Consider the following 24,487-nt stretch of genomic DNA (forward strand, 5'->3'; position numbering starts at 1 on the left):
GCTTGAGTTCGCTAGTGTAGCGGCAGACGCCATAAAAAAGGGCGGCCTGAGCCACCCTTTATGCTTGCACCGTCAGATTAATCGATCATTAACGTTGCCGTGGCTTAGCACCTTGGGCAACGCTGATCGAGCCGGCCTCAGTGCAGGCCCTGAATATAGCTGGACACCGCTTCGATGTCTTTGTTGCTCAGCTTGCCAGCGATGCTGCGCATCACCAGGGTATCGCCGTCGTTGGTACGGTTGCCTTCGCGGAAGTCGGTCAGTTGCTTGGCCACGTACTGTGCGTGCTGGCCGCCCAGATGGGGGAAGCCGGCTGCTGCGTTACCCGCACCGTTTGGCGAGTGGCAACCGGTGCAGGCAGGCATGCCCTGGTCCAGCTTGCCGCCACGGAACAGTTCTTCACCACGGGCCACGACTTTAGGATCTGCTGCGCCGACGCTGCCTTTCTGGCTGGCGAAGTAGGCGGCGATGTCAGCCAGGTCCTGATCGCTCAGGTTGGTCAACAGGCCTGTCATCTCCAGCACCTGGCGCTTGCCGGACTTGATATCGTGCAACTGCTTGTTCAGGTACTTTTCCCCCTGACCCGCCAGCTTGGGAAAGTTTGGCGCCATGCTGTTCCCATCAGGGCCGTGGCAAGCACCACAGACTGCGGCTTTCGCCTGACCGGCAGCAGCGTCGCCTGCGGCATGGGCGACACCTGTGATGCCCAAGGTCAACAGCAGACTCACGAGTAATTTGTTCATCAGCTAATCCAACTACGGCTAAGGGTTAAGAGTTATGGACCGGGATCACTCGCTCATCCAATGGATGATGACTCGGTAATCCTCGGCACTGCAGTCCATGCACAAACCACGCGGCGGCATCGCCTTGAAACCCTGGGTCACGTGTTGCACCAGCGTCTCCATACCTTGCGCCAACCTCGGCGCCCAAGCTTCCTGGTCGCCCTTGCGGGGCGCCGTGGGTAGTTGGCCGGAATGACAAGCCCCACAAACACGGTTGTACACAGCTTCCGGATCCTGTGTAGCCTGAGCGCCGTAAAACGGCATCAAGACACCGGCAGCTAGCAGCCATTTCGTCATAAAACGACCTTTTCAGGGTTGAGAGCGTGCTGCGTTCTAATGCGCATTCAAGGTTTATCGCTCTCGTGAACTTCATCCTACGCTGGGACAAAGCGCACACAAAATCTGCGGCATTATATACTGGCGTTACTGAAACGGAAACGACACCGCTCGCCGCGTCCACTCTCGGCATCGCCCCAATCGGAAATCCCATGCAACTCAAGAACCCCATCCTCGGTCTGTGCCAACAGGCTACGTTCATGCTCAGCGCCGCCAAAGTCGATCAATGCCCTGACGATGAAGGCTTCGAAGTGGCCTTTGCCGGGCGTTCCAACGCCGGCAAATCCAGCGCCCTGAACACCCTGACCCACGCCAGCCTGGCACGCACCTCGAAAACTCCGGGTCGCACGCAGTTGTTGAACTTCTTCAAGCTAGACGACGATCGCCGTCTGGTCGACCTGCCGGGCTACGGTTACGCCAAAGTGCCAATCCCGCTCAAGCAACACTGGCAGCGTCACCTGGAAGCCTACCTGGGCAGCCGCGAAAGCCTTAAGGGCCTGATCCTGATGATGGATATCCGTCATCCCATGACCGACTTCGACCTGCTGATGCTGGACTGGGCGGTCGCCAGCGGCATGCCGATGCACATCCTGCTGACCAAGGCCGACAAACTGACCTACGGCGCGGCCAAGAACACCCTGCTCAAGGTGCAGTCGCAGATCCGCAAGGGCTGGGGCGAAGCCGTCACCATCCAACTGTTCTCGGCCCCCAAGCGCATGGGCCTGGAAGAGGCCTACACCGTGCTGGCGGGCTGGATGGAACTGGCCGACAAAGGCGCCGAAGCCGAGGCCTGAGAGACGTAGGGAAAATTGCCTGGGGGATGATCAGGCAAGGCAAAAGCGCGGTACGAAAGCGGAGTTTACTGGCTGTAAATGAGCATTTCGCGCCGCGCTTTTAACGCAGCATGATCATTTCCCAGGCGGTTTTCAGGCAAAAAAAACCCCGGACTTCGTATGGGGAGGGGGAAGTTCGGGGTTCAAGTTCTAGACCGCTAGGGCGGGGTCCAGATATCTGCCAACACTTAACACAACATAGGAGCATCGAAGGGCTTCACCAGCCATTCAGTAACTCTGAGTGGGCGTTCACCTATTTAGTTCCGGCCGGTTGCAAAAACTATTGGCAATAATCGATGAAATTTTCGGTGCTAATAGCTCTTCGCTAGTTTTTGCCGCGACACTATGCCGCGGCAAAAACACCTGAAAAATGCCCTTAATGGGCCTCATCCCAGTTATTTCCCACCCCCACTTCCACCAATAGCGGCACATCCAGGGTCGCGGCACCGCTCATGTGCCCGCGAATTTCCTCACGAACCTGGTCCACCAGGTCCTCGCGCACTTCCAGCACCAGTTCGTCGTGCACCTGGAGAATCACTCGGGCATCCAGCCCCGAGGACGCCAGCCAGTTGTCCACGGCCACCATGGCTTTCTTGATGATGTCTGCCGCGGTGCCCTGCATCGGCGCATTGATCGCGGTGCGTTCGGCGCCGGCGCGCTCCTGTGGCTTGTTGGAGTTGATCTCCGGCAGGTACAGGCGGCGACCGAAGATGGTCTCGACATAACCCTGGTCCGCGGCCTGAGCGCGGGTGCGGTCCATGTACTCGCGAACCCCCGGGTAACGCGCGAAGTAGGTGTCGATATAGGCCTTGGCCTGCTTGGTATCGACACCGATGTCCTTGCCCAGCTTCTGCGCGCCCATACCGTAGATCAGGCCGAAGTTGATGGCCTTGGCGCTGCGGCGCTGATCGGAAGTGACGTCCTTGAGCTCGACCTTGAACACCTCGGCCGCCGTGGCGGTGTGCACGTCCAGGTTGTTGCGGAAGGCGTTGAGCAAACCTTCATCGCGGGACAGGTGCGCCATGATCCGCAACTCGATCTGCGAATAGTCCGCTGCCAACAGCTTGTAGCCCGGCGGCGCGATGAAGGCCTGGCGAATGCGCCGGCCTTCAGCGGTGCGTACCGGAATGTTCTGCAGGTTCGGATCGCTGGAGGACAGCCGGCCGGTGGACGCTACCGCCTGATGATAGGAGGTATGGATGCGCCCGGTACGCGGGTTGATCTGCTCCGGCAGGCGGTCGGTATAGGTGCTTTTCAGCTTGCTCATGGAACGGTACTGCATCAGCACCCGCGGCAGCGGATAGTCGTCTTCCGCCAGCTTGGCCAGCACCTCTTCAGCCGTGGATGGCTGGCCCTTGGCAGTCTTTTTCAGCACCGGCAGGCCGAGCTTGTCGTAGAGGATGCTGCCCAGCTGCTTGGGCGAGCCCAGGTTGAACTCCTCGCCGGCGATCTCGAAGGCTTCGCGCTCCAGGGCGACCATCTTGTCCCCCAGTTCGATGCTCTGCACTCCCAGGAGCTTGTCGTCCACCAGTGCTCCCTGGCGCTCGATGCGCGCCAGGACCGGCACCAAAGGCATTTCGATATCGGTGAGCACGCTGGCCAGGCTCGGTATCGCGGACAGCTTGTCGAACAGGACCTGGTGCAGGCGCAGGGTCACGTCGGCATCTTCCGCGGCGTAGGGGCCGGCCTGCTCAAGGGGAATCTGGTCGAAGGTCAACTGCTTGGCACCCTTGCCAGCGATGTCCTGGAAACTCACAGTGCTGTGGTCCAGGTACTTCTGCGCCAGGCTGTCCATGTCATGGCGGGTGGCGGTGGAGTTGAGCACGTAGGATTCGAGCATGGTATCGAAGGCCACGCCGCGCACAGTGATGCCATTGGCCTGGTCGCCGCCGATGGCGCAGTTGGCCAGGATGTTCATGTCGAACTTGGCGTGCTGGCCGACCTTGAGCAGCTTGGGATCTTCCAACAAGGGCTTGAGGGCCAGCAGTACGCTGTCGCGATCCAGCTGTGCCGGCGCGCCCATGTAGGAGTGGGTCAGGGGAACATAGGCCGCTTCGCCGGCCTTGACCGAGAAGGAAAGGCCCACCAGTTGCGCCTGCTGCGCATCGATCCCGGTGGTTTCGGTATCGAAGGCAATCAGCTTGGCGCCCTTGAGCTTCTCCAGCCAGGCATCGAAACGCTCCTGGTCGAGGATGGTTTCGTACTGCAGCTCCAGCGGAGCTTGCTCCACAGCCTGCGGCGGCGGCACGGCGGCGGGTGTCGCCTCAGCGCCGCTGAGCTCGACACGCTTGGCATCGCGCTGCAACTCGTCGAGCCAGCTCTTGAACTCCAGCAGGCTGTAGAGCTCCACCAGCTTCTCGCGGTCCGGCTCGCCCAGGTGCAGGTCGTCGAGCCCGACATCCAGCGGCACGTCGACCTTGATGGTCGCCAACTGATAGGAGAGGAAGGCCATTTCCTTGTGTTCTTCGAGCTTGGCCGGCAAGGTCTTGGCCCCGCGGATCGGCAGGGTCGGTACGATATCGAGCTGTTCGTACAGCTCCTTCAACCCGCCATTGACCCCGACCAGCAGGCCGGAAGCGGTCTTCGGACCAATGCCCGGCACCCCGGGAATGTTGTCGGAAGAGTCGCCCATCAGCGCCAGGTAATCGATGATCTGCTCGGGAGCGACGCCGAATTTCTCCTTCACGCCTTCCACGTCCATGCTGCTACCGGACATGGTGTTGACCAGGGTAATGTGCCCGTCCACCAGCTGTGCCATGTCCTTGTCGCCAGTGGAAATCACCACCGGGCGGTCCGCTGCCGCGCTGCTGCGGGCCAGGGTGCCGATCACGTCATCGGCCTCGACCCCTTCCACGCACAACAGGGGGAAACCCAGGGCGATCACGCTGGCGTGCAACGGCTCGATCTGCACCCGCATGTCGTCGGGCATGCTCGGACGGTTGGCCTTGTATTCGGCATACATGTCATCGCGGAAGGTCCCGCCCTTGGCATCGAAGACCACGGCGAACGGGCTGTCCGGGTACTGTTTGCGCAGGCTCTTGAGCATGTTCAACACGCCCTTGACCGCGCCGGTAGGCAGGCCTTTGGAGGTGGTCAGCGGTGGCAGCGCGTGGAACGCGCGGTACAGATATGAAGAACCGTCCACCAGGACGAGGGGGGCTTGGCTCATGAGCGGGATCAACCTTTTCGGCGGGTCCGGCGCTAGAATAGCGGGACCGTTGACGACAAAGGGACAAGGTTATCATGCGCACACTAAATCGCTTGCTGCTGACCGGCTTGATTGCAATCGCTCCATTGGCCGCGATCGCCGCAGAAGATGCGCCATCAGCGGACCCGGAAGTAACCATTCGCACGGAAGGCGACAAGACCATTCAGGAATACCGGCAAAATGGCTTCCTGTATGCCATCAAGATCACGCCAAAGGGCGGCAAACCCTACTTCCTGGTGCGTGCCGATGGCTCGGACGGCAACTTCATCCGTTCGGATCAGCCGGATATGCTGATCCCTTCGTGGAAAATCTTTGAGTGGTAAACCACTCCGACTTCAACTCAATGGCGCTGGCTGGATAGCAGCGCCCGTACTGGCAGTTTTTAACCATGTCTGTGTTCACCCCCCTGGCTCGGCCCGAGCTGGAAACCTTTCTCGCCCCGTATGGGCTCGGCCGCCTGCTTGATTTCCAGGGGATCGCCGCTGGTAGCGAAAACACCAACTTCTTCATCAGCCTGGAACGGGGCGAGTTCGTCCTGACCCTGGTGGAACGTGGCCCGGTCCAGGAAATGCCGTTCTTCATTGAACTGCTGGACGTGCTGCACCAGGCCAACCTGCCAGTGCCCTATGCCCTGCGCACCACCGACGGCGTCGCCCTGCGCGAACTGGCGGGCAAGCCGGCGCTGCTGCAACCGCGGCTGGCGGGCAAGCACATCAAGCAGGCCAACGCCCAGCACTGTGCCCAGGTCGGTGAGCTGCTCGGCCACCTGCACGTGGCCACCAAGGACCACATGATCAAGCGCAAGACCGATCGCGGCCTGGACTGGATGCAGGAAGAGGGCAGGCAACTGCTGTCGCACCTGGCTCCCACGGCCCAGGACCTGCTGCAGCGGGCCCTGGATGAAATCGCCGCTCAGAAGGTGAAGATCCTCGCCCTGCCCCGGGCCAACATCCACGCCGATCTGTTTCGCGACAACGCCATGTTCGAAGGCACCCACCTGACCGGCCTGATCGACTTCTACAACGCCTGTTCGGGACCGATGCTCTACGACGTGGCGATCGCCCTGAATGACTGGTGCTCCGACGATGAAGGCGTACTCGACGGCCAACGGGCCCGAGCCCTGCTGGGCGCCTACGCGGCGCTGCGCCCGTTCACTGCGGCAGAGGCCGAACTCTGGCCGACCCTGCTGCGGGTAGCCTGCGTGCGCTTCTGGCTATCGCGGCTGATCGCCGCCGAGAGCTTCGCCGGGCAGGACGTGCTGATTCACGATCCGCTGGAGTTCCAGCAGCGCCTGGCGCAGCGGCAACAGGTCAGCATCGCGCTGCCGTTCGCCCTGTAAACGCTTCGCGGGCAAGCCCGCTCCTACAGAGATGCGCCCAACCTGTAGGAGCGGGCTTGCCCGCGAAAGCCCTCGCGCAACAATCCCCGCTTTAAAGCTGCTCCAGGCAGCCCGCCAGATCATTCCCCAACTTCTCCAGCACCTGCTCATAGCCTTGAGCGGTTGCCGGCGTGTAACCGCCCAACGCATCCAGCTCCGCCAGTTTCACCGGCAGGCCGGCCACCAGGGTTTCCGCCAGGCGCGGGCGCAGGGGCGGCTCGCTGAATACACAGGTCTTGCCCACCTGCTGCAAGCGCGCGCGCATGGCGGCGACGTGCTGGGCCCCCGGCTGGACTTCCGCTGCCACGCTGAACACCCCGGCGTGCTTGAGGCCGTAGGCGTCCTCGAAGTAGTCGAAAGCTTCGTGGAACACGAAGTAAGGCTTGCCGGAGATCCCCGCCAGGCGGGCTTTCAAGCGGGCATCCAGGGCATCCAGACGCTCGCTGAACGCCTTCAGGTTGTTCTGGTAGCGGGCGGCATTGGCCGGGTCGGCGGCGCTCAGGTCCGCGGCCATGCGGGTGGCGATCACCCGGGCATTGACCGGCGACAGCCAGAGGTGCGCGTCCAGGGTGCCGGGGCGATGATCATGGTCATGTTCGTCGGCATCTTCAGCGTGGGAGTGGCTATCTTCGGCAAAGTGCCGGAGTTTCATGCCCGGCAGGTCCTGTACCGCCACCGAGGGCAGGCTACGGCCCTTCAGCACCCGCGGCAGGAAGCCTTCCATGTCCGGGCCGATCCAGTACAGCAGGTCCACACTCTGCACCTTGCGCACGTCCGAAGGGCGCAGCGCGTAGTTGTGCGGGGAAGCTCCGGGCGGCAGCAGCACCTCGGGAACCGCCACGCCATCCTGCACGGCGGCGGCAATCAGTTGCAGCGGCTTGATGCTGGTCAGCACCCGCACTTCGGCCTGGGCCGAGCCGATCGCGAACAGGCTGAAGGTAAAAGCGACAAAAAGGCGAAAAAGTCTGGGCACGATGGACACTCGAGGAGGCGAGAACGGGTAACATAATAACGTCTCTCACAAACCTCGTCGCCGCTCATGCCTAAAACACCCCTTGCCAGCCGTCCACACGACCACTCTCACTGCGTAAACAGCGCACTGTCTGAGGCCGACGCCCTGTGCGCACGGCAAGGCCTGCGCCTGACCGCCCTGCGCCGGCGGGTGCTGGAGCTGGTGTGGCAAAGCCACAAGCCCCTGGGGGCCTACGACATCCTGGCCGTGCTCAGCGAGCAGGACGGCCGTCGCGCCGCCCCGCCAACGGTTTACCGGGCGCTGGATTTCCTCCTGGAAAACGGCCTGGTGCACCGCATCGCATCGCTCAATGCCTTTGTCGGCTGCAACCACCCCGAGCACGCGCACCAGGGCCAGTTCCTGATCTGCCGCGAATGCCACGCCGCCATCGAGCTGGAACAGAAATCCATCAGCGACGCCATCATCAGCAGCGCCCGCGACGTCGGCTTCGTGGTCGAGGGCCAGACCGTCGAAGTGGTCGGGCTCTGCTCGGGCTGCCAGGGGGCTTGATGAGCAATGCGTTGATCCGCCTCGAGCAGGTCGGGGTGACCTTTGCCGGGCAGAACGTGCTGGAGAACATCCAGCTCAGCGTCGAACCCGGCCAGATCGTCACCCTGATCGGCCCCAATGGCGCCGGCAAGACCACGCTGGTGCGCGCCGTGCTCGGCCTGCTCAAGCCCGACACCGGCAGTGTCTGGCGCAAGCCCAAACTGCGGGTGGGCTATATGCCGCAGAAGCTTCATGTCGACCCGACCTTGCCGCTGTCGGTGCTGCGTTTTCTGCGCCTGGTGCCGGGAGTGGACCGTACCCGGGCGCTGGCAGCGCTCAAGGAAGTAGGTGCCGAGCAGGTGATCGACAGCCCGGTGCAGAGCATCTCCGGTGGCGAGATGCAGCGCGTGCTGCTGGCCCGGGCGCTGCTGCGCGAGCCGGAGCTGCTGGTGCTCGATGAACCGGTGCAAGGCGTCGACGTGGCCGGCCAGGCCGAGCTCTACAGCCTGATTACCCGCCTGCGCGACCGTCACGGCTGCGGCGTGCTGATGGTCTCCCACGACCTGCACCTGGTGATGAGCACCACCGATCAGGTGGTCTGCCTCAATCGCCACGTCTGCTGCTCTGGCCACCCCGAGCAGGTCAGCGGCGACCCGGCCTTCGTCGAGCTGTTCGGCAAGAACGCACCGAGCCTGGCGATCTACCACCACCATCACGACCATGCCCACGACCTGCATGGTTCGGTCGTCACCCAGCCCGCTTCGGGCCACGCCCATGTCCATGGAGAAAACTGCAAGCATGGCTGATTTTCTGCTCTACGCCCTGCTCGCAGGCCTGGCCCTGGCGGTGGTTGCCGGCCCCTTGGGGTCCTTTGTGGTCTGGCGGCGCATGGCCTATTTCGGCGACACCCTGTCCCACGCCGCGCTGCTCGGCGTGGCCCTGGGCTTTCTGCTGGATGTCAGCCCGGCGGTAGCGGTCACGGTCGGCTGCCTGCTGCTGGCGGTGCTGCTGGTGACCCTGCAACAGCGCCAACCCCTGGCTTCCGACACGCTGCTGGGGATTCTTGCACCCAGCACCCTGTCTCTGGGCCTGGTGGTACTAAGCTTCATGCATGAAGTGCGAATCGACCTGATGGCCTACCTGTTCGGTGACCTGCTGGCGATCAGCCCGGGCGACCTGGCGTGGATTCTCGGCGGTAGCGCGGCGGTGCTGTTGCTGCTGGTGGCGCTGTGGCGCCCCTTGCTGGCGATCACCGTGCACGAGGAACTGGCCAGGGTCGAAGGCCTGCCTGTGGCCTCGCTGCGCCTGGCGCTGATGCTGCTGATCGCCGTGGTGATTGCCGTGGCCATGAAGATTGTCGGGGTGTTGCTGATCACCTCGCTGCTGATCATCCCGGCCGCTGCGGCACAGCGTCACGCCCGCTCGCCGGAGCAGATGGCCCTGGGCGCCAGCCTGCTGGGCATGCTCGCGGTGTGCGGCGGGCTGGCGCTGTCCTGGTTCAAGGATACACCGGCCGGGCCGTCGATCGTGGTCACCGCCGCCACACTGTTTCTGCTGAGTTTTGTTCTGCCCCGTCGAGGGGTGTAGACTTGCTCGCTTTTTGCGCAATTAGAGAGTCGCAGGAATGAAGCCGTTCGCCTCCCGTTATCTGCTCCTTGTCGCATTTTCCCTGCTACTGGGAGCCTGCCAAAGCACGCCACCAGCGGCCACCGAGGTCCCTGATGCACGGGCCACGGCCATCGCGCAGCTGGAACAAAACATCGCCAGCAGCGAACTGGCCACCGCGGAAGATCAACTCAGCGCCTTGCAGGCGCAGACGCCCGACGACCCGCAACTGGTGCAGTACCAGCGGCAGTTGGCCGAAGCCTATCTGCAGCGCAGCCAGATCGTCCTGCAGAAGGGCGATGTGAACGCCGCAGCCACGGCCCTGAGCCGTGCCCGGGCACTGATGCCCAAGGCTCCGGCGCTGACCGGTGGGGTCAACAATGCCATTGCCCACGCCCGCAAGGCGGAGCTGGACAAGGCCGAAGCCGCCCTGAAGGCCGCCGAAGCGCGCCCTGCGGCCAAGCTGATCGATCCGACCGCCGAGAGCACCACCGTCGCCTTGAACGTCACTGATATCCGCAAGCTGCGGCATCAACTCGATGCCCTGGCCGCCGATGTGGTGAATTACCAGTGCGACGTGAGCATCCAGGTACCACGCACCGAGGATTACCCCTGGCTGTCGACCCTGCTCGGCAAGCGGGTGAAGAAGCTCGACCCGGACTTTGAACAGAAGATCAATCGGCAAATCGTGCGCCATGTACCGGCGCAGATGGTGCTGACTCCGCGCAAGGCGCAGTAAAGCCTTCGCCGGCAAGCCGGCTCCTAGACGGAGCAGGCTTGTCGGGGAAAGTGTGTTCAGGCCGGGATTGCCTTGGCCTTTTCCTCTCGGCTCCAGACCCGATGTTGTGCGATGGCGGCAATGAATGCCTTCAGCGCCTTGGCATCGGCCCCCACGATCAAGCCTTCATCCGCCTCCAGCCGCAGGCTGTGCAACAGCTCCCGGGCATCGCCGTGCAGGGCAATCGCCTTGAGGTGCTTGTACGCCTCCAGCAAGTAATGCAGAGCCACGCCATTGCCGCTCAAGGCCTTGATCGACTGCGCACCTCCGGGCACGAACACCGCATCGAAGGCCACCGATGGCAAGCCCTCCATGGACGCATCCACCGGCAGGCTCTTGCCGTCCGCCGTGGTGACCGGCGCCGAGGTCGGCCCCAGTAGCTTGGCGTGCGCCCCTTCGGCCTTGAGAGCCTTCTTCAGCGCATCGATCGCCGCACCATCGACGCCATTGGCCGCCAGAATCGCCACCTTCCGGGTTTTGATATTGCCCGGCAACAGGTTCGCCTGGCTCAGGGCCGGCGAGCGCGAGAGCGAAGTCTTGCGCTCCGCCACCGTGGCTTTCTTCGGCGCCGCCAGCCCGAGGTTCTCGGCCACTCGCGCGGCCAGTTGCAGGTCGATGTTGGCCAGAATCTCGTTGACCTGGCGTTCGCGGATCCATTCACGTTCCACCTTGCCCAGCTCAAAGCTGTAGGCGGCGATGATGTGCTCCTGCTCGTGCTTGCTCATGCTCTTGTAGAACAGCCGCGCCTGGGAGAAATGGTCGCTGAACGATTCGCTGCGCTGGCGGATCTTGTGCGCATCGATACGCTCGTTGTAACTCTCGAAGCCGCCATCCTCGGCCGCCGGTGGGGTTTCCCTGGGCCAGCCGCCGTCGATGGAATTGGGCTCATAGGAGGCCCGGCCCTTGTCCAGGGTGATGCGGTGCATGGCGTCGCGCTGGCTGTTGTGGAAGGGCGCCAGCGGCCGATTGATCGGCAATTCGTGGAAGTTCGGCCCACCCAGGCGGCTGATCTGGGTATCGGTGTAGGAAAACAGCCGTCCTTGCAACAGCGGGTCGTTGGAGAAGTCGATCCCGGGCACTATGTGCCCCGGGCAGAAGGCGACCTGCTCGGTCTCGGCAAAATAGTTGTCCGGGTTGCGGTTCAGCACCATCTTGCCCAGGGGCGTGATCGGCACCAGTTCCTCGGGGATCAGCTTGGTCGGGTCGAGGATGTCGAAATCAAAGTTGTGCTCGTCTTCCTCGGCGATGATCTGTACGCCGAACTCCCACTCCGGGTAATCCCCGGCTTCGATCGATTCCCACAGGTCGCGGCGATGGAAGTCGGTGTCCTTGCCCGCCAGCTTCTGCGCCTCATCCCAGACCAGCGAACAGGTACCCACCGTCGGCCGCCAGTGGAACTTGACGAAGCTCGACCGGCCCTGGGCGTTGATCAGGCGAAAGGTATGCACGCCAAAGCCCTGCATGGCCCGCAGGCTTTTCGGAATGGCCCGGTCGGACATGGCCCAGATCACCATGTGCGCCGATTCCGGCTGCAGCGAGACAAAGTCCCAGAAGGTGTCATGGGCCGAGCCGCCGGTGGGTATTTCGTTATGGGGTTCGGGTTTCACGGCGTGTACGAAATCGGGGAACTTGATCGCGTCCTGAATGAAGAACACCGGCATGTTGTTGCCCACCAGGTCGAAGTTGCCTTCGTCAGTGAAGAACTTCACCGCAAAGCCGCGCACGTCACGCACGGTGTCGCCAGAGCCTCTTGGCCCCTGGACCGTGGAAAAGCGTACGAACACTGGTGTTTTCTTCCCCGGATCACGCAGGAAACCGGCCTTGGTCAATGCGGAATGGTTGTCATAGCTCTGGAAGTAACCATGGGCTCCCACCCCTCGGGCATGCACGATGCGCTCGGGAATCCGCTCATGGTCGAAGTGGGTGATCTTCTCCCGCATGATGAAGTCTTCCAGCAGCGAAGGCCCACGAGCACCGGCTTTGAGGGTGTTCTGGTTGTCGGCGATCTTCACCCCCTGGTTGGTCCGCAGGGCCTGCCCGGTGGCGTCGGAGCGGAACGTCTCCAGGCTCTTGAGCTTGCTGTTGCTGTTGCCGCGGTCCAGGGTGTCGGTCCCGGCCATCTGGCTTTTTGGGGTATCGGGCTTCTTCGTGCTCATCAGGCAAAACTCCTCGTTGGCGAAATCCCTGGCGTGCCGGGGCTTCGTGGGCAAAGGCCTCCAGGCACGGCACCTGGCGGCTTTCGAGTGACTTAACTAATGACTGACGAGAAGGTGCGAGCGTTCCTTTTTTATGACCTTTGATCGCGTTATTGCCAAATGGCAGGATGATTGCGAAATAAATGCTAAGAACCTCTATACGGACAGGCTAAAATGCGCGCCCGGCTAACCGCTGATCCTTTTCTAACGCGCCCCACAAGGTTCGCTACGTGATCGAGTTTCAAAACGTCCATAAAACCTACCGGGTCGCCGGTAAGGATATTCCCGCCCTGCACCCGACCAGCCTTCGGGTCGAGAATGGCCAGGTGTTCGGCCTGATCGGCCACTCCGGTGCGGGTAAAAGTACTCTGCTGCGCCTGATCAACCGCCTGGAAAACCCCAGTGGCGGCACCATCGTCGTCGACGACGAAGACGTCACCGCCCTGGACGCCAGTGGCCTGCGCCGCTTCCGCCAGCAGGTCGGCATGATCTTCCAGCACTTCAACCTGCTGTCGTCCAAGACCGTGGCCGACAACGTCGCCCTGCCCCTGACCCTGGCCGGCGAGCTGTCGCGCAGCGACATCGACCGCCGGGTGGCCGAGCTGCTGGACCGGGTCGGCCTGGCCGACCACGCGAAGAAATACCCGGCGCAGCTGTCCGGCGGCCAGAAGCAGCGCGTCGGCATCGCCCGCGCCCTGGCCACCAAGCCGAAGATCCTGCTGTGCGACGAGGCCACCAGCGCCCTGGACCCGCAGACCACCGCCTCGGTCCTGCAACTGCTGGCCGAGATCAACCGCGAGCTGAACCTGACCATCGTCCTGATCACCCACGAGATGGACGTGATCCGTCGCGTCTGTGACCAGGTGGCGGTGATGGACGCCGGCGTGATCGTCGAACAGGGCCCGGTGGCCGACGTGTTCCTGCACCCCAAGCACCCGACCACCCGGCGCTTTGTCCAGGAAGACGAGCAGATCGACGAGAACGAGCAGCGCGACGACTTCGCCCACGTACCGGGGCGCATCGTGCGCCTGACCTTCCAGGGCGATTCCACCTACGCGCCGCTGCTGGGCACCGTGGCCCGGGAGACCGGGGTCGACTACAGCATCCTCGCCGGACGCATCGACCGCATCAAGGACACCCCTTACGGGCAATTGACCCTGGCCATCACCGGCGGTGACATGGAAGCGGCCTTCGCCCGCTTCACCGCGGCCGATGTCCACATGGAGGTGCTGCGCTGATGGATACCTTCTTCGCCAACATCGACTGGCTGGAAATCTGGCTGGCCACCGGCGACACCCTGATGATGCTCGGCGGCTCGCTGCTGTTCACCGTACTGCTGGGCCTGCCACTGGGCGTGCTGCTGTTCCTCTGCAGCCCGCGCCAACTGCTGGAGCAGAAGTCGCTGTATGCGCTGCTGTCGCTGGTGGTCAACATCCTGCGTTCGCTGCCGTTCATCATTCTGCTGATCGTGATGATTCCCTTCACCGTACTGATCACCGGCACATCGCTGGGGGTTGCCGGGGCCATTCCACCGCTGGTGGTCGGCGCCACGCCGTTCTTTGCCCGGCTGGTGGAAACCGCCCTGCGCGAAGTGGATCGCGGCATCATCGAGGCCACCCAGTCCATGGGTGCCAGCACCCGGCAGATCATTACCAATGCCTTGCTCCCGGAAGCCCGCCCGGGCATCTTTGCCGCTATCACCGTGACTGCCATTACCCTGGTGTCCTACACCGCCATGGCCGGCGTGGTGGGGGCCGGTGGCCTGGGCGACCTGGCGATCCGCTTCGGCTACCAGCGCTTCCAGACCGATGTGATGGTGGTGACCGTGGTGTTGCTGCTGGTGCTGGTCCAGGTTCTGCAAACCGTCGGCGACAAGCTGGTGGTGCACTTTTCCCGCAAATAAAATTGCCGGCCCAGGCCGGCAGGCGCCCGGGGTCGGGCGACTTACAAGGAGCTTGTTGGATGAAAAAACTACTCGTCGCTTTCGCAGCCGTTGCCGCGTTCTCCGCGCACGCCGCCGAAACCCTGACCGTGGCCGCCACACCAGTGCCCCACGCCGAGATCCTGGAGTTCGTCAAACCGGCCCTGGCCAAGGAAGGCGTGGACCTGAAGGTCAAGGTCTTCACCGACTACGTGCAGCCCAACGTGCAAGTCGCCGAAAAGCGCCTGGACGCCAACTTCTTCCAGCACCAGCCCTACCTGGATGAGTTCAACAAGGCCAAGGGCACCAAGCTGGTGAACGTTGCCGGTGTTCACGTCGAGCCCCTGGGTGCCTATTCCAGCAAGTACAAGCAGCTCTCCGAACTGCCGGGCGGCGCCACCGTGGTGATCCCCAACGACGCCACCAACGGCGGCCGCGCGCTGTTGCTGCTGGACAAGGCCGGCCTGATCAAGCTCAAGGATTCCAACAACATCCTGGCCACCATCAAGGACATCACCGAGAACCCCAAGGACCTGAAGTTCCGTGAACTGGAAGCCGCCACCATCCCGCGCGTGCTGACCCAGGTCGACCTGGCGCTGATCAACACCAACTATGCCCTGGAAGCCAAGCTGGATCCTTCCAAGGACGCCCTGGTGATCGAAGGCAAGGATTCGCCTTACGTGAACATCCTGGTGGCCCGTCCTGACGACAAGGATTCGGACGCCATGAAGAAGCTGGTCGCGGCCCTGCACAGCCCTGAAGTGAAGCAGTTCATTCTCGAGAAGTACAAAGGCGCCATCGTGCCGGCGTTCTGATCGGTTGCAGAAACACAAACGGGGCGCCTTGGGGCGCCCCGTTTCGTTGTAGCCGCTGCCGAAGGCCGGGATAAGGCGCCCAGCGTCTTCCAAGGGCATCAGGAGCACGTCCTCTTCGAGGCCGATCGCAGCCTGCGGCAGCGGCTACAGGGTTCGGCGGTTCGGCGGTTCGGCGGTTCGGCGGTTCGAGCATGTAGCGTTATTTGCGCTGCAGCATCACAGGCAGTTGGGCCACCAGCTTCTGGTTGTTCAGCGGAGCACGGATGAAACCGCGCTGGGTACCGTCCGGGCCGATCACCGCCAGGTTGCCGCTGTGGTCCACGGTGTAGTTGGGCTTGCTGGTATCGGCCGGGATGAAGGGAATGCTCACGGCGTTGGCAAGCTTCTGCAGGTCTTCCACCGAGGAGGCGGTCAGGCCCTTGAAGTCCTTGTCGAAGTAGCCCAGGTACTGCTTGAGCTGCTGCGGGGTATCACGGTTGGGGTCGACGCTGACCAGGACCACCTGCAGCTTGTCCACCGCTTCCTTGGGCAGCTCGCTCTTGATCTGCCGCAACTGCGCCAGGGTGGTGGGGCAGATGTCCGGGCAGAAGGTGTAGCCGAAGAACAGCAGCGACCATTTGCCCTTCAGCTCGTCGATCACCACTGGCTGGCCGTCCTGGTCGACCATCTTCACCGCAGGCAGGGTACGGCTTTGCGGCAGCAGGATGATGCCCGCATCGATCAGTGCAGTGGGGTCGCCCTGACCCTTGCCGGACAGTACTTTGTTGACGGTAAGCCCCAGCACCAGGGCCACCAGGGCAACGAGAATAAAGACGGTTTTCTGAGTTCGAGTCATAGGTTCAACAATAGGTAGTGGTCTACGAGCAGGGCGATGAACAGCAGGAACAAGTAATAAATAGAGTACTTGAAGGTGTTGATCGCCGCGTGCGGCCGAGTGCCACGGTACAGCACCCAGGCCCATTGCAGGAAGCGCCCGCCCAGGGCCAGGGCGCACACCAGGTACAGCACGCCACTCATGTGGATGACATAGGGCAGCAAGCTCACCGCCAGCAGGGCAAAGGTGTAGAGCAGGATGTGCACCTTGGTGTAGTGCTCGCCATGGGTGACCGGCAGCATCGGGATATCGGCCTTGGCGTATTCCTCTTTGCGGTGGATGGCCAGGGCCCAGAAGTGCGGCGGGGTCCAGGCGAAGATGATCAGCACCAGCAGCAGCGGTTCGGCGCTCATGTGCCCGGTGGCGGCGACCCAGCCCAGCAACGGTGGAGCCGCGCCGGCCAGCCCGCCGATCACGATGTTCTGCGGCGTCGCGCGCTTCAGAAACCCGGTGTAGACCACCGCATAGCCCAGCAGCGAGGCCAGGGTCAGCCAGGCCGTGAGTGGATTGGTGAAGGTCAGCAGCAGCGCCTGCCCGGCTAGCGCCAGGAGCAGGGCAAAGGCCAGCGCCGCTCGTGGCGATACCCGGCCTTCGGCCAGGGGCCGCTTGTGGGTCCGGGCCATTACCGCATCGATGCGCCGGTCCACCACATGGTTGACCGCCGCCGCCCCGCCCGCGCACAGGGCAATGCCCAGGTTGCCGAACACCAGCACCGTCCACGGAACTCCGGCGCGGGTGGCGAGGAACATGCCCACCAGGGAGGTGATCAGCATCAGCACCACCACCTTGGGTTTGGTCAGTTCCAGGTAATCGCGCCAGATCGCCTGGGGGTGCTGACGTTCGCCGATCAGAGTCGCCATGGCATCTCTCCTTTGATGGTGATGGGACCCGCCATCTGTTTACGCGGGCTGAGCCGCCAGCCCAGGGGCAGGCGATCCCGGGCCCGTACCAGGCTGGTACGGGCGTGGTAGTTGACCAGCACCAGGGTCAGCAGCAGCGCCGCCCCCCCGGCGTTGTGGGCCACGGCCACCGGCAGTGGCAAATGAAAGAACACGTTGCTCAGGCCCAGGCTGACCTGCGCCCCCAGCGCCACCAGCACCAGCCCGGCCAGGCGGGTCATGCCGGTCTGCCGCAGCTGCCAGGCCAGGCCCAGCAACACCAGGGTCACCAGCACCGCGCCAACCCGGTGGGTCATGTGGATGGCGGTGCGGGCATCGCTGTCCAGTTGCCCGCCCAGGTAGTTGGGGCCGATGTGCTGGGTCAGGTGGAAGCCGTTGGCGAAGTCCATGTTCGGCCACCACTGGCCATGGCAGGTGGGCAGGTCGATACAGGCCACCGCCGCGTAGTTGGAACTGACCCAGCCACCCAGGGCGATCTGCCCGATCACCAGCACCAGCCCGGCGGTGGCCCAGTACTGCAAGCGCCGCGGCACGATCAGCGCCGGCAATACCCCGGACAGGCGCAAGGTCAGCAGGAACAACAGGCTCAGGGTGGCGAAACCGCCCAGCAGGTGCGCGGTGACCACTTGCGGCCAGAGCTTGAGGGTCACTGTCCACATGCCGAAGGCCGCCTGGGCGAACACCACTGCCAGGAGGAACAGCGGTAGCTTCAGGGGCTGCCCCGGATGCCGGCGATGGGTCCAGGCCCGGGCCGCCAGGAGCACGATCAGCAGCCCCAGGGTGCCGGCGAAGTATCGGTGGATCATCTCGTTCCAGCCCTTGTGGGCCTCCACCGGGGTATCGGGAAAATGCAGCTCGGCATGGGCCAACTGGGCTTCGCCTTTCGGCACGCTGATAAAGCCGTAGCAGCCGGGCCAGTCCGGGCAGCCGAGGCCGGCATGGGTCAGCCGGGTGTAGGCGCCGAGCAGCACCACGATCAGGGCCAGCAAGGTGGCAAACAACGCGAGGCGAAATCCAGGTTTGGCCATGACGATGCCCTTATCCGATGTTCGACAGTTTCAGCAGGTGGCGCAGGTCGTTGAGCAGGTCCTTGCCCTTGACCCGGGCGTCGTAGCGCAGCACCAGGTTGCTGTGGGGGTCGACGATCCACAGCTGCGGCGCCTCCTTGTCGTTGGCGCCCTTGGTGAAGGTCGCCAGGTCCAGGGGGTAGCGTTGCAGTTGCGGGTATTCACGCTGCAGCTTGGCTTCGTATTCGGCGCTCAGGGGCCGGGCGCTGGCCAGGGCATGGCTGGCCCGCGAGGCATCACGGCCCAGGGCGATCTGGATCTGCCGCGCCAGGTACACCAGTTGCTGGCAATCCACTGCGCACTCCCCGGGCGCGGTGACCAGAACCTGCCAGCGATCCTCCTCGGCCTGCACGCCGATCTGGGCGCGGGTCTGGCCATTGCCGATCAGCTCGCCGTGATAGCTGCGGCTTTCCGGTACCCAGAACTGCAGCTTGTACATGCCGGTGGCAAGGATCATCGGGCCGATCACCATCAGCAGGATCAGCACCAGTTGCCAGCGGCCGCGCCGCCGGTTGGGCGCCTGGGCGTCAGAGATGTTGGGTGGATTCATGGCCGTTCCCATGGCGTTTCTCCCGAGTGTTGTGCCAGCCGAAATAGAGATAGAGAGCGAACAGCGCCAGGGCCATGGCGAACCACTGCACCGCATAGGCCTGGTGTTTTTCCGGGCCCATGGCGACCACCGGCCATTCGGTCAGGTAGGCACCCGGGCCTGACTCCAGGCGCACTTCATGGTCGAAACCGCTGCGGCCCAGCTCGGCCCAGAGCGCCTGCGGAGCCACGGCGGTAATCAGCCGCGGCCAGCTTGCGCCGCTGGGGTCGGCGTGCAGCTGGAATGCCGCGCCCGGCGAAACGTAGACCCAGGCATCCAGGCTCAGGCTCTGCTGCGGGGTGCTGAATACGGGAGGCGTGCGCCGGTCGGGCCAGGGCAGCCAGCCGCGGTTGACCAGCAGCCAGCGACCGCTGGCCTGGTCGAGGAAGGGTTGCAGCAGCTCGACCCCGACCTTGCCGTCATGCAGGCGGTTATCCAGCAACAGGCTGTGGTCGGCATCGAAATGACCGTGCAGGCGTACCCGGCGAAAAGCCGGATCCTCGCTGGCCAACAGCTCGAACACAGCCACCGGCTCCGCCGCACGGCGCTCGGCGTAGCTGGCCAGCAACTGGCGCTTCTGCTCGCCCCGGCCCAGTTGCCAGAAGCCCAGGGCAACCAGCACCGGCAGCAGCAAAAGCACCACCAGGGTCGGCCCGATGCCCGGCCGGAAGCCCTTCATGGCTGGCCTGCAAGGCTGAGAAATCCACTCGCTATACTGCTGTACATCGCGTTTCCCCCGGAGTCCCACCATGCTCAAAGCAGCCATCGTCCTGATGCTGATTGCCACGGTTGTCAGCCTGTTCAGCGGCCTGTTCTTTCTGGTCAAGGACGACAGTTCATCCAAGCGCCTGGTGACCTCACTGAGCATTCGGGTCGCGCTGGCCGTGGTCACCGTCGGCTTGATCGCCTGGGGTTTCTTCAGCGGCCAGCTGGTCTCCCACGCGCCCTGGTAGGGCGCCTCAGAGCACGTAGACGAAAACGAACAGGCCGATCCAGACCACATCGACGAAGTGCCAGTACCAGCTGGCGGCCTCGAAGCCGAACTGGTGCTCGGCGTCGAAATGCCCGCGCATGATGCGCATCAGCATCACGAACAGGATCAGGGTGCCAATGGTCACGTGGGCACCGTGGAAACCGGTGAGCATGAAGAAGGTGGCGCCGTAGATCCCCGAACCCAGGGTCAGCCCCAGCTCGTGGTAGGCATGGATGTATTCCTCGGCCTGAAAGCCCAGGAAGGCGCAACCCAGCAGCACCGTCAGCGCCAGCCAGATCTTCAGCGCGCCCCGATGGCCTTTCTTCAAGGCGTGGTGGGCGATGGTCACGGTGACGCTGGAACTCACCAGCAGGATGGTGTTGAGCAGCGGCAGGCCCCAGGGGCTGATGGTGCCCTTGGGCGGCGGAAAGAGTTTCGGGTCGGGGTTGTTGAGCAGCGGCCAGACGAACTCGAAGTTCGGCCACAGCATGTGGGCGATGCCCTTGTGCCCCTCACCGCCGAGCCAGGGCCCGGACATGTGCCGCACATAGAACAGCGCGCCGAAGAAGGCCATGAAGAACATCACTTCGGAAAAGATGAACCAGCTCATGCCCCAGCGGAACGAGCGATCGAGCTGGGCGCTGTAGAGCCCGGCGCGGCTTTCCTTGACCACCGCACCAAACCAGCCGAACAGCATATAGGCCAGCAGCAGGCCGCCGACGAAAAAAATCAGCGGGCCGTGGGATTCCGGTCGCGCAGCCTTGAGATCGTTGAACCAGGTGCCCAGGCCCACCACGGTGACGAACATGCCCACCGTTGCGATGATCGGCCACTTGCTCTGGGCGGGAACGTAATAGTGCTCATGAGTCGCCATGGGTTGTTCTCCTTATCGGGCACGCTAGATCGTCTAGCCACCGTTCTTGGCGGCAACCGCCACCGGTGGATGACGCGCGGTGATATCGAACAGCGTGTAAGCCAGCGTCAGGTGCTTCACATCCTTGGGCATGTCACGGTCAACGATGAAACGCACCGGCATCTCGATCTTCTCGCCCGGCTGCAGCACCTGCTGGGTAAAGCAGAAGCACTCGGTCTTGTGGAAATACATGGCCGCGCTGCTGGGGGAGATGCTCGGGATCGCCTGGGCGCTCATCGGGTGGTCGCTGGGGTTGCGGGCGATGAAGATCATCTCGTTCACCGCCCCCGGATGGACCACGATGTCATCGGACTTGGGATAGAAATCCCAGACCATGTCGATGGCATTGGTGGACAGGAACTGCACCCGCACCTGGCGCGATACATCCACCTGCTGCCCCTGGTCCGCATACTGCCCACCGGTCTTGCCGTTGATCCCCAGGGCCTTGCACATCACGTCGTAGATCGGCACCAGGGCAAAACCGAAGACGAACATCGCCACCACCACCAGCAACAGGCGGGTCACCAGTTTCTTCAGCGTTACCTCGGCCATCTCAACGTCCTCCCAAGCCTGTAGGAGCCGGCTTGCCGGCGAAGCGGGCACCACCCTCTGGCGCCTTCGCGAGCGAGCTCGCTCCTACAGCACAGATGTTCATTTCACTTCCGGCGGGGTGACAAAGGTGTGGTACGGCGCCGGCGAGGGAATACTCCACTCCAGGCCTTCGGCACCTTCCCAGGGTTTGGCCGGAGCCGCTTTGCCGCCGCGGATGCACTTGATGACGATGAACAGGAAGAAGATCTGCGTCGCGCCGAAGGTGAACGCACCGATCGAGGACACCATGTTGAAGTCGGCGAACTGCAGGTTGTAGTCCGGGATCCGCCGCGGCATGCCCGCCAGCCCCACGAAGTGCATGGGGAAGAACGCCATGTTCATGCCGACGAAGGACAGCCAGAAGTGCAGCTTGCCCAGGGTCTCGTCGTACATGTGCCCGGTCCACTTGGGCAGCCAGTAGTAGGCCGAGGCGAAGATCCCGAAGATCGCCCCCGGCACCAGTACGTAGTGGAAGTGCGCCACCACGAAGTAGGTGTCCTGGTACTGGAAGTCCGCCGGAGCAATGGCCAGCATCAGCCCGGAGAAACCGCCGATGGTGAACAGGATGACGAAGGCCACCGCGAACAGCATCGGTGTCTCGAAGGTCAGCGAGCCCTGCCACATGGTACTCACCCAGTTGAACACCTTGACTCCAGTGGGCACGGCGATCAGCAGGGTGGCGTACATGAAGAACAGCTCGCCCACCAGCGGGATGCCCACCACGAACATGTGGTGCGCCCAGACGATGAACGACAGGAAGGCGATCGCTCCGGTGGCATAGACCATCGAGGTGTAGCCGAACAGTGGCTTGCGGCTGAAGGTGGGGATGATCGAGCTGACCGCGCCGAAGGCCGGCAGGATCATGATGTACACCTCGGGGTGGCCGAAGAACCAGAACACGTGCTGGAACAACACCGGGTCACCGCCGCCGGCTGCACTGAAGAAGCTGGTGCCGAAATGGATGTCCATCAGCATCATGGTCACCACCCCGGCCAGTACCGGCATCACCGCAATCAGCAGGAAGGCGGTGATCAGCCAGGTCCAGACGAACAGTGGCATCTTCATCAGGGTCATGCCCGGGGCTCGCAGGTTGAGGATGGTGGCGATCACGTTGATCGCGCCCATGATCGAGCTGACGCCCATCAGGTGGATGGCGAAGATGAAGAAGGTCACGCTTTCCGGGGCGTAGGTGGTGGACAGGGGGGCATAGAAGGTCCAGCCGAAGTTCGGCCCGCCGCCGGGCATGAACAGGGTCGAGATCAGCAACAGGAAGGCCGCCGGCAGCAGCCAGAAGCTGAAGTTGTTCATCCGCGGCAGGGCCATGTCCGGCGCGCCGATCATCAACGGGATCATCCAGTTGGCCAGGCCGACGAAGGCCGGCATCACAGCACCGAAGACCATCACCAGGCCATGCATGGTGGTCATCTGGTTGAAGAACGCCGGCTCGACGATCTGCAGCCCGGGCTGGAACAGTTCGGCACGGATCACCATGGCGAACGAGCCGCCCAGCAGGAACATGCAGAAGCTGAACCACAGGTACAGGGTGCCGATGTCCTTGTGGTTGGTGGTCAGTACCCAGCGCATCAGGCCCTTGGCCGGGCCATGGGCGTGGTCATCATGGCCGGCGTGGCCGTGGTCATCGATCACAGCACTCATGTCCTGTCTCCTGCGAGCGAATGGACTGGATGATCGGCGGCGAAACGCCGCGACCGGTTGCGCACATACCCCATGAGCCGGCTCATTTGCTTTCCGCCTGCTTCAGCGCCAGGACTTCCTTGGGCGTCACCATGTCGCCCTTGTTGTTGCCCCAGGCGTTGCGTTCGTAGGTGACGACGGCGGCGATGTCGACTTCCGACAGCTGCTTGCCGAAGGCCGCCATGGCGGTGCCCGGCTTGCCGTGGAACACCAGGCTCAGGTGAGCCTCCTTGGGACCGGTAGCGATCTTCGAGCCCTTGAGGGCCGGGAACATCGGCGGCAGGCCCTGGCCTTCCGCCTGGTGACAGGCAACGCAGGTGGTGTGGTAGATCTTGTCACCGCGGGCCACCAGCTCGTCTAGGGTCCATTCCTTGCTGGTCAGCTCCTTGAGCTTGGCCGCCTCGGCCTTGCGCTCGCCCATCCAGGTGTCGTAGTCGGCCTGGCTCTTGACCTCCACCACGATCGGCATGAAGCCGTGGTCCTTGCCGCACAGCTCGGCGCACTGGCCACGGTAGATGCCGGGCTTGTCGACCCGGGTCCAGGCTTCGTTGACGAAACCCGGGATAGCATCACGCTTGACCGCAAAGGCCGGCACCCACCAGGAGTGGATGACGTCGGCGGCGGTCACCAGAAAGCGCACCTTGGCCCCCACTGGCAGCACCAGCGGCTGGTCGACCTCCAGCAGGTAGTGCTCGCCCTTGGTGCTCTGGTTGTGGATCTGGTCGGCGGGGGTGGCCAGGTTGCTGAAGAACTCCACGTCCTGGCCAAGGTATTTGTAGTGCCACTTCCACTGGTAGCCGGTGATCTGGATATCCACGTCCGGCTCGCTGGTGTCGTACATCTTGATCAGCGTCGCCGTGGCAGGCACGGCCATGGCCACCAGGATCAGGAAGGGAATGATGGTCCAGAGGATTTCCACCGTGGTGCTTTCGTGGAATTTGGCCGGGACCTGGCCGACGGAACGGCGGTGAACGATCATCGACCAGAACATCGCACCGAAGACGATGACGCCGATCACCACACAGATCCAGAAGATGGTCATGTGCAGGTCGAATACCGCGTGGCTTATCTCGGTCGCCCCAGGCGTCATATTCACGGTCCAGGCGGCTTGCGCCTGGCTGAATACCGACCACAACAGGAGGCCCATCCAGACATGTGGATGTCGCATCATTGCGGGTTCCCCTTATCGTTCTTGTTATCCCGCCGGCTTAACACCTGCGGCAAGGGAGCGGCTGCCTAGACTACGAACTTAAACCGGCCGAGCCTTCGCTGCATTTGCAGTCGGGCGTCATCAGCTAACTTCATACAAGGGCGAGTATAGACAGCGACTCCCACCTCGCAACGCGAGGGCGTAAATCAGCTGAAACACTAATAAGGAGGTTTGCAGGCCACGGCGGGAAAGGGATCGAGTGCCCTGGATGGCGAAACGATATAACCGTGGTGACTAAGCATGAAATAATTATGACAAATGCGTCTTAAGCGCTTTTGTAAGCAGGCTAACTTATGTTCTCCCTATTCAATTGCCCTTGTTCCC

Annotated in this window: 25 protein-coding genes; 11 read left to right on the plus strand and 14 right to left on the minus strand. The window is 63.0% G+C overall.

The features are described 5' to 3' along the window. Nucleotides 1–137: 137 nt before the first annotated feature. Nucleotides 138–743 carry a c-type cytochrome gene (locus tag BM382_RS16385; protein ID WP_011058472.1) on the minus strand — a complete coding sequence of 202 codons (606 nt, stop codon included), beginning with the start codon at nucleotides 741–743 and terminating at the stop codon, nucleotides 138–140. A gap of 45 nt (nucleotides 744–788) precedes the next feature. After that, nucleotides 789–1,079, minus strand: coding sequence for a c-type cytochrome (locus tag BM382_RS16390; protein WP_015633654.1), 291 nt, complete (start codon nucleotides 1,077–1,079; stop codon nucleotides 789–791). A gap of 191 nt (nucleotides 1,080–1,270) precedes the next feature. Here BM382_RS16390 and yihA point away from each other — a divergent pair, with 191 nt between their 5' ends. Beyond that, nucleotides 1,271–1,912 (plus strand): ribosome biogenesis GTP-binding protein YihA/YsxC, encoded by a 642-nt coding sequence (gene yihA, locus BM382_RS16395; RefSeq protein WP_011058471.1) that lies wholly within the window; start codon nucleotides 1,271–1,273, stop codon nucleotides 1,910–1,912. A 415-nt stretch (nucleotides 1,913–2,327) separates the two neighbouring features. On the opposite strand, the gene polA is transcribed toward yihA, so the two are convergent. Further along, nucleotides 2,328–5,120: a DNA polymerase I gene (gene polA, locus BM382_RS16400; protein ID WP_072443327.1), complete on the minus strand. Its 2,793-nt coding sequence runs from the start codon at nucleotides 5,118–5,120 to the stop codon at nucleotides 2,328–2,330. Nucleotides 5,121–5,194: 74 nt separating this feature from the next. Here polA and BM382_RS16405 point away from each other — a divergent pair, with 74 nt between their 5' ends. Both BM382_RS16405 and BM382_RS16410 read left to right on the plus strand, forming a co-directional pair. Next, entirely contained in the window at nucleotides 5,195–5,482 is a 288-nt protein-coding gene (locus BM382_RS16405) for a DUF2782 domain-containing protein (protein ID WP_011058469.1), read from the plus strand. 65 nt (nucleotides 5,483–5,547) lie between these two features. Then, nucleotides 5,548–6,498, plus strand: coding sequence for a homoserine kinase (locus BM382_RS16410; RefSeq protein ID WP_072443329.1), 951 nt, complete (start codon nucleotides 5,548–5,550; stop codon nucleotides 6,496–6,498). Between the two features lie 91 nt (nucleotides 6,499–6,589). Here BM382_RS16410 and BM382_RS16415 read toward each other — a convergent pair whose 3' ends face one another. Next, nucleotides 6,590–7,510 (minus strand): zinc ABC transporter substrate-binding protein, encoded by a 921-nt coding sequence (locus BM382_RS16415; protein WP_239690414.1) that lies wholly within the window; start codon nucleotides 7,508–7,510, stop codon nucleotides 6,590–6,592. Nucleotides 7,511–7,576: 66 nt separating this feature from the next. Here BM382_RS16415 and zur point away from each other — a divergent pair, with 66 nt between their 5' ends. Genes zur through BM382_RS16435 form a run of 4 tightly spaced genes read left to right on the plus strand, consistent with a single transcriptional unit; the run spans nucleotide 7,577 to nucleotide 10,382 of the window. Next, a complete protein-coding gene (gene zur, locus BM382_RS16420) occupies nucleotides 7,577–8,059 on the plus strand; it encodes a zinc uptake transcriptional repressor Zur (RefSeq protein ID WP_072443333.1) in 483 nt (160 codons plus the stop codon). Further along, entirely contained in the window at nucleotides 8,059–8,844 is a 786-nt protein-coding gene (znuC, locus tag BM382_RS16425) for a zinc ABC transporter ATP-binding protein ZnuC (protein WP_011058465.1), read from the plus strand. Before zur ends, znuC begins: the two co-directional genes overlap by 1 nt. Continuing rightward, complete coding sequence (znuB, locus tag BM382_RS16430) at nucleotides 8,837–9,625, plus strand: zinc ABC transporter permease subunit ZnuB (protein ID WP_011058464.1); 789 nt, start codon at nucleotides 8,837–8,839, stop codon at nucleotides 9,623–9,625. The genes znuC and znuB overlap by 8 nt, the downstream gene beginning before the upstream one ends. Nucleotides 9,626–9,662: 37 nt before the next feature. Continuing rightward, nucleotides 9,663–10,382 carry a PA5502 family lipoprotein gene (locus BM382_RS16435; protein ID WP_019095618.1) on the plus strand — a complete coding sequence of 240 codons (720 nt, stop codon included), beginning with the start codon at nucleotides 9,663–9,665 and terminating at the stop codon, nucleotides 10,380–10,382. A gap of 56 nt (nucleotides 10,383–10,438) precedes the next feature. Here the strand turns inward: BM382_RS16435 and katE are convergent, their stop codons facing one another. Next, entirely contained in the window at nucleotides 10,439–12,631 is a 2,193-nt protein-coding gene (gene katE, locus BM382_RS16440) for a catalase HPII (RefSeq protein ID WP_225368716.1), read from the minus strand. 215 nt (nucleotides 12,632–12,846) lie between these two features. Between katE and BM382_RS16445 the strand changes: the two genes are divergently transcribed. Genes BM382_RS16445 through BM382_RS16455 form a run of 3 tightly spaced genes read left to right on the plus strand, consistent with a single transcriptional unit; the run spans nucleotide 12,847 to nucleotide 15,352 of the window. After that, entirely contained in the window at nucleotides 12,847–13,854 is a 1,008-nt protein-coding gene (locus BM382_RS16445; RefSeq protein ID WP_011058461.1) for a methionine ABC transporter ATP-binding protein, read from the plus strand. Further along, complete coding sequence (locus tag BM382_RS16450; RefSeq protein WP_011058460.1) at nucleotides 13,854–14,519, plus strand: methionine ABC transporter permease; 666 nt, start codon at nucleotides 13,854–13,856, stop codon at nucleotides 14,517–14,519. Before BM382_RS16445 ends, BM382_RS16450 begins: the two co-directional genes overlap by 1 nt. A gap of 59 nt (nucleotides 14,520–14,578) precedes the next feature. After that, entirely contained in the window at nucleotides 14,579–15,352 is a 774-nt protein-coding gene (locus BM382_RS16455) for a MetQ/NlpA family ABC transporter substrate-binding protein (RefSeq protein WP_015633648.1), read from the plus strand. A 199-nt stretch (nucleotides 15,353–15,551) separates the two neighbouring features. Here the strand turns inward: BM382_RS16455 and BM382_RS16460 are convergent, their stop codons facing one another. Genes BM382_RS16460 through BM382_RS16480 form a run of 5 tightly spaced genes read right to left on the minus strand, consistent with a single transcriptional unit; the run spans nucleotide 15,552 to nucleotide 19,460 of the window. Then, a complete protein-coding gene (locus BM382_RS16460; protein ID WP_015633647.1) occupies nucleotides 15,552–16,187 on the minus strand; it encodes an SCO family protein in 636 nt (211 codons plus the stop codon). Then, nucleotides 16,184–17,086, minus strand: a complete 903-nt coding sequence (gene cyoE, locus BM382_RS16465; protein WP_019095616.1) for a heme o synthase — start codon at nucleotides 17,084–17,086, stop codon at nucleotides 16,184–16,186. Before cyoE ends, BM382_RS16460 begins: the two co-directional genes overlap by 4 nt. Then, nucleotides 17,074–18,153, minus strand: a complete 1,080-nt coding sequence (locus BM382_RS16470; RefSeq protein ID WP_011058456.1) for a COX15/CtaA family protein — start codon at nucleotides 18,151–18,153, stop codon at nucleotides 17,074–17,076. Before BM382_RS16470 ends, cyoE begins: the two co-directional genes overlap by 13 nt. A 10-nt stretch (nucleotides 18,154–18,163) precedes the next feature. Next, nucleotides 18,164–18,754: a hypothetical protein gene (locus tag BM382_RS16475; protein WP_015633644.1), complete on the minus strand. Its 591-nt coding sequence runs from the start codon at nucleotides 18,752–18,754 to the stop codon at nucleotides 18,164–18,166. Next, nucleotides 18,720–19,460 carry an SURF1 family protein gene (locus BM382_RS16480; protein ID WP_019095613.1) on the minus strand — a complete coding sequence of 247 codons (741 nt, stop codon included), beginning with the start codon at nucleotides 19,458–19,460 and terminating at the stop codon, nucleotides 18,720–18,722. Before BM382_RS16480 ends, BM382_RS16475 begins: the two co-directional genes overlap by 35 nt. A 70-nt stretch (nucleotides 19,461–19,530) precedes the next feature. Between BM382_RS16480 and BM382_RS16485 the strand changes: the two genes are divergently transcribed. Next, the gene (locus tag BM382_RS16485; protein ID WP_011058453.1) at nucleotides 19,531–19,734 is read left to right on the plus strand and encodes a twin transmembrane helix small protein; all 204 of its coding nucleotides are present in this window, start codon (nucleotides 19,531–19,533) and stop codon (nucleotides 19,732–19,734) included. Nucleotides 19,735–19,740: 6 nt separating this feature from the next. Here the strand turns inward: BM382_RS16485 and BM382_RS16490 are convergent, their stop codons facing one another. From BM382_RS16490 to coxB, 4 genes are all read right to left on the minus strand, one after another. Then, complete coding sequence (locus BM382_RS16490; protein ID WP_019095612.1) at nucleotides 19,741–20,628, minus strand: cytochrome c oxidase subunit 3; 888 nt, start codon at nucleotides 20,626–20,628, stop codon at nucleotides 19,741–19,743. A 33-nt stretch (nucleotides 20,629–20,661) separates the two neighbouring features. Then, nucleotides 20,662–21,219, minus strand: coding sequence for a cytochrome c oxidase assembly protein (locus BM382_RS16495; RefSeq protein WP_011058451.1), 558 nt, complete (start codon nucleotides 21,217–21,219; stop codon nucleotides 20,662–20,664). 99 nt (nucleotides 21,220–21,318) lie between these two features. Continuing rightward, the gene (ctaD, locus tag BM382_RS16500) at nucleotides 21,319–22,914 is read right to left on the minus strand and encodes a cytochrome c oxidase subunit I (protein ID WP_011058450.1); all 1,596 of its coding nucleotides are present in this window, start codon (nucleotides 22,912–22,914) and stop codon (nucleotides 21,319–21,321) included. An 82-nt stretch (nucleotides 22,915–22,996) separates the two neighbouring features. Further along, a complete protein-coding gene (gene coxB / locus BM382_RS16505; protein ID WP_011058449.1) occupies nucleotides 22,997–24,124 on the minus strand; it encodes a cytochrome c oxidase subunit II in 1,128 nt (375 codons plus the stop codon). Nucleotides 24,125–24,487 lie beyond the last annotated feature (363 nt).

The sequence above is a fragment of the Pseudomonas sp. NFPP25 genome (genome assembly GCF_900116505.1).
GTDB lineage: Bacteria > Pseudomonadota > Gammaproteobacteria > Pseudomonadales > Pseudomonadaceae > Aquipseudomonas > Aquipseudomonas protegens.

Coding starts and splice junctions, on each gene's coding strand:
- BM382_RS16475 (WP_015633644.1), bottom strand. CDS start 18,754: ATGGGAACGGCCATGAATCCACCCAACATCTCTGACGCCCAGGCGCCC.
- BM382_RS16450 (WP_011058460.1), top strand. CDS start 13,854: ATGGATACCTTCTTCGCCAACATCGACTGGCTGGAAATCTGGCTGGCC.
- znuB (WP_011058464.1), top strand. CDS start 8,837: ATGGCTGATTTTCTGCTCTACGCCCTGCTCGCAGGCCTGGCCCTGGCG.
- BM382_RS16405 (WP_011058469.1), top strand. CDS start 5,195: ATGCGCACACTAAATCGCTTGCTGCTGACCGGCTTGATTGCAATCGCT.
- ctaD (WP_011058450.1), bottom strand. CDS start 22,914: ATGAGTGCTGTGATCGATGACCACGGCCACGCCGGCCATGATGACCAC.
- polA (WP_072443327.1), bottom strand. CDS start 5,120: ATGAGCCAAGCCCCCCTCGTCCTGGTGGACGGTTCTTCATATCTGTAC.
- yihA (WP_011058471.1), top strand. CDS start 1,271: ATGCAACTCAAGAACCCCATCCTCGGTCTGTGCCAACAGGCTACGTTC.
- BM382_RS16490 (WP_019095612.1), bottom strand. CDS start 20,628: ATGGCGACTCATGAGCACTATTACGTTCCCGCCCAGAGCAAGTGGCCG.
- BM382_RS16460 (WP_015633647.1), bottom strand. CDS start 16,187: ATGACTCGAACTCAGAAAACCGTCTTTATTCTCGTTGCCCTGGTGGCC.
- BM382_RS16485 (WP_011058453.1), top strand. CDS start 19,531: ATGCTCAAAGCAGCCATCGTCCTGATGCTGATTGCCACGGTTGTCAGC.
- zur (WP_072443333.1), top strand. CDS start 7,577: ATGCCTAAAACACCCCTTGCCAGCCGTCCACACGACCACTCTCACTGC.
- BM382_RS16385 (WP_011058472.1), bottom strand. CDS start 743: ATGAACAAATTACTCGTGAGTCTGCTGTTGACCTTGGGCATCACAGGT.
- BM382_RS16470 (WP_011058456.1), bottom strand. CDS start 18,153: ATGGCCAAACCTGGATTTCGCCTCGCGTTGTTTGCCACCTTGCTGGCC.
- coxB (WP_011058449.1), bottom strand. CDS start 24,124: ATGATGCGACATCCACATGTCTGGATGGGCCTCCTGTTGTGGTCGGTA.
- BM382_RS16435 (WP_019095618.1), top strand. CDS start 9,663: ATGAAGCCGTTCGCCTCCCGTTATCTGCTCCTTGTCGCATTTTCCCTG.
- cyoE (WP_019095616.1), bottom strand. CDS start 17,086: ATGGCGACTCTGATCGGCGAACGTCAGCACCCCCAGGCGATCTGGCGC.
- BM382_RS16390 (WP_015633654.1), bottom strand. CDS start 1,079: ATGACGAAATGGCTGCTAGCTGCCGGTGTCTTGATGCCGTTTTACGGC.
- BM382_RS16495 (WP_011058451.1), bottom strand. CDS start 21,219: ATGGCCGAGGTAACGCTGAAGAAACTGGTGACCCGCCTGTTGCTGGTG.
- BM382_RS16455 (WP_015633648.1), top strand. CDS start 14,579: ATGAAAAAACTACTCGTCGCTTTCGCAGCCGTTGCCGCGTTCTCCGCG.
- BM382_RS16410 (WP_072443329.1), top strand. CDS start 5,548: ATGTCTGTGTTCACCCCCCTGGCTCGGCCCGAGCTGGAAACCTTTCTC.
- znuC (WP_011058465.1), top strand. CDS start 8,059: ATGAGCAATGCGTTGATCCGCCTCGAGCAGGTCGGGGTGACCTTTGCC.
- BM382_RS16480 (WP_019095613.1), bottom strand. CDS start 19,460: ATGAAGGGCTTCCGGCCGGGCATCGGGCCGACCCTGGTGGTGCTTTTG.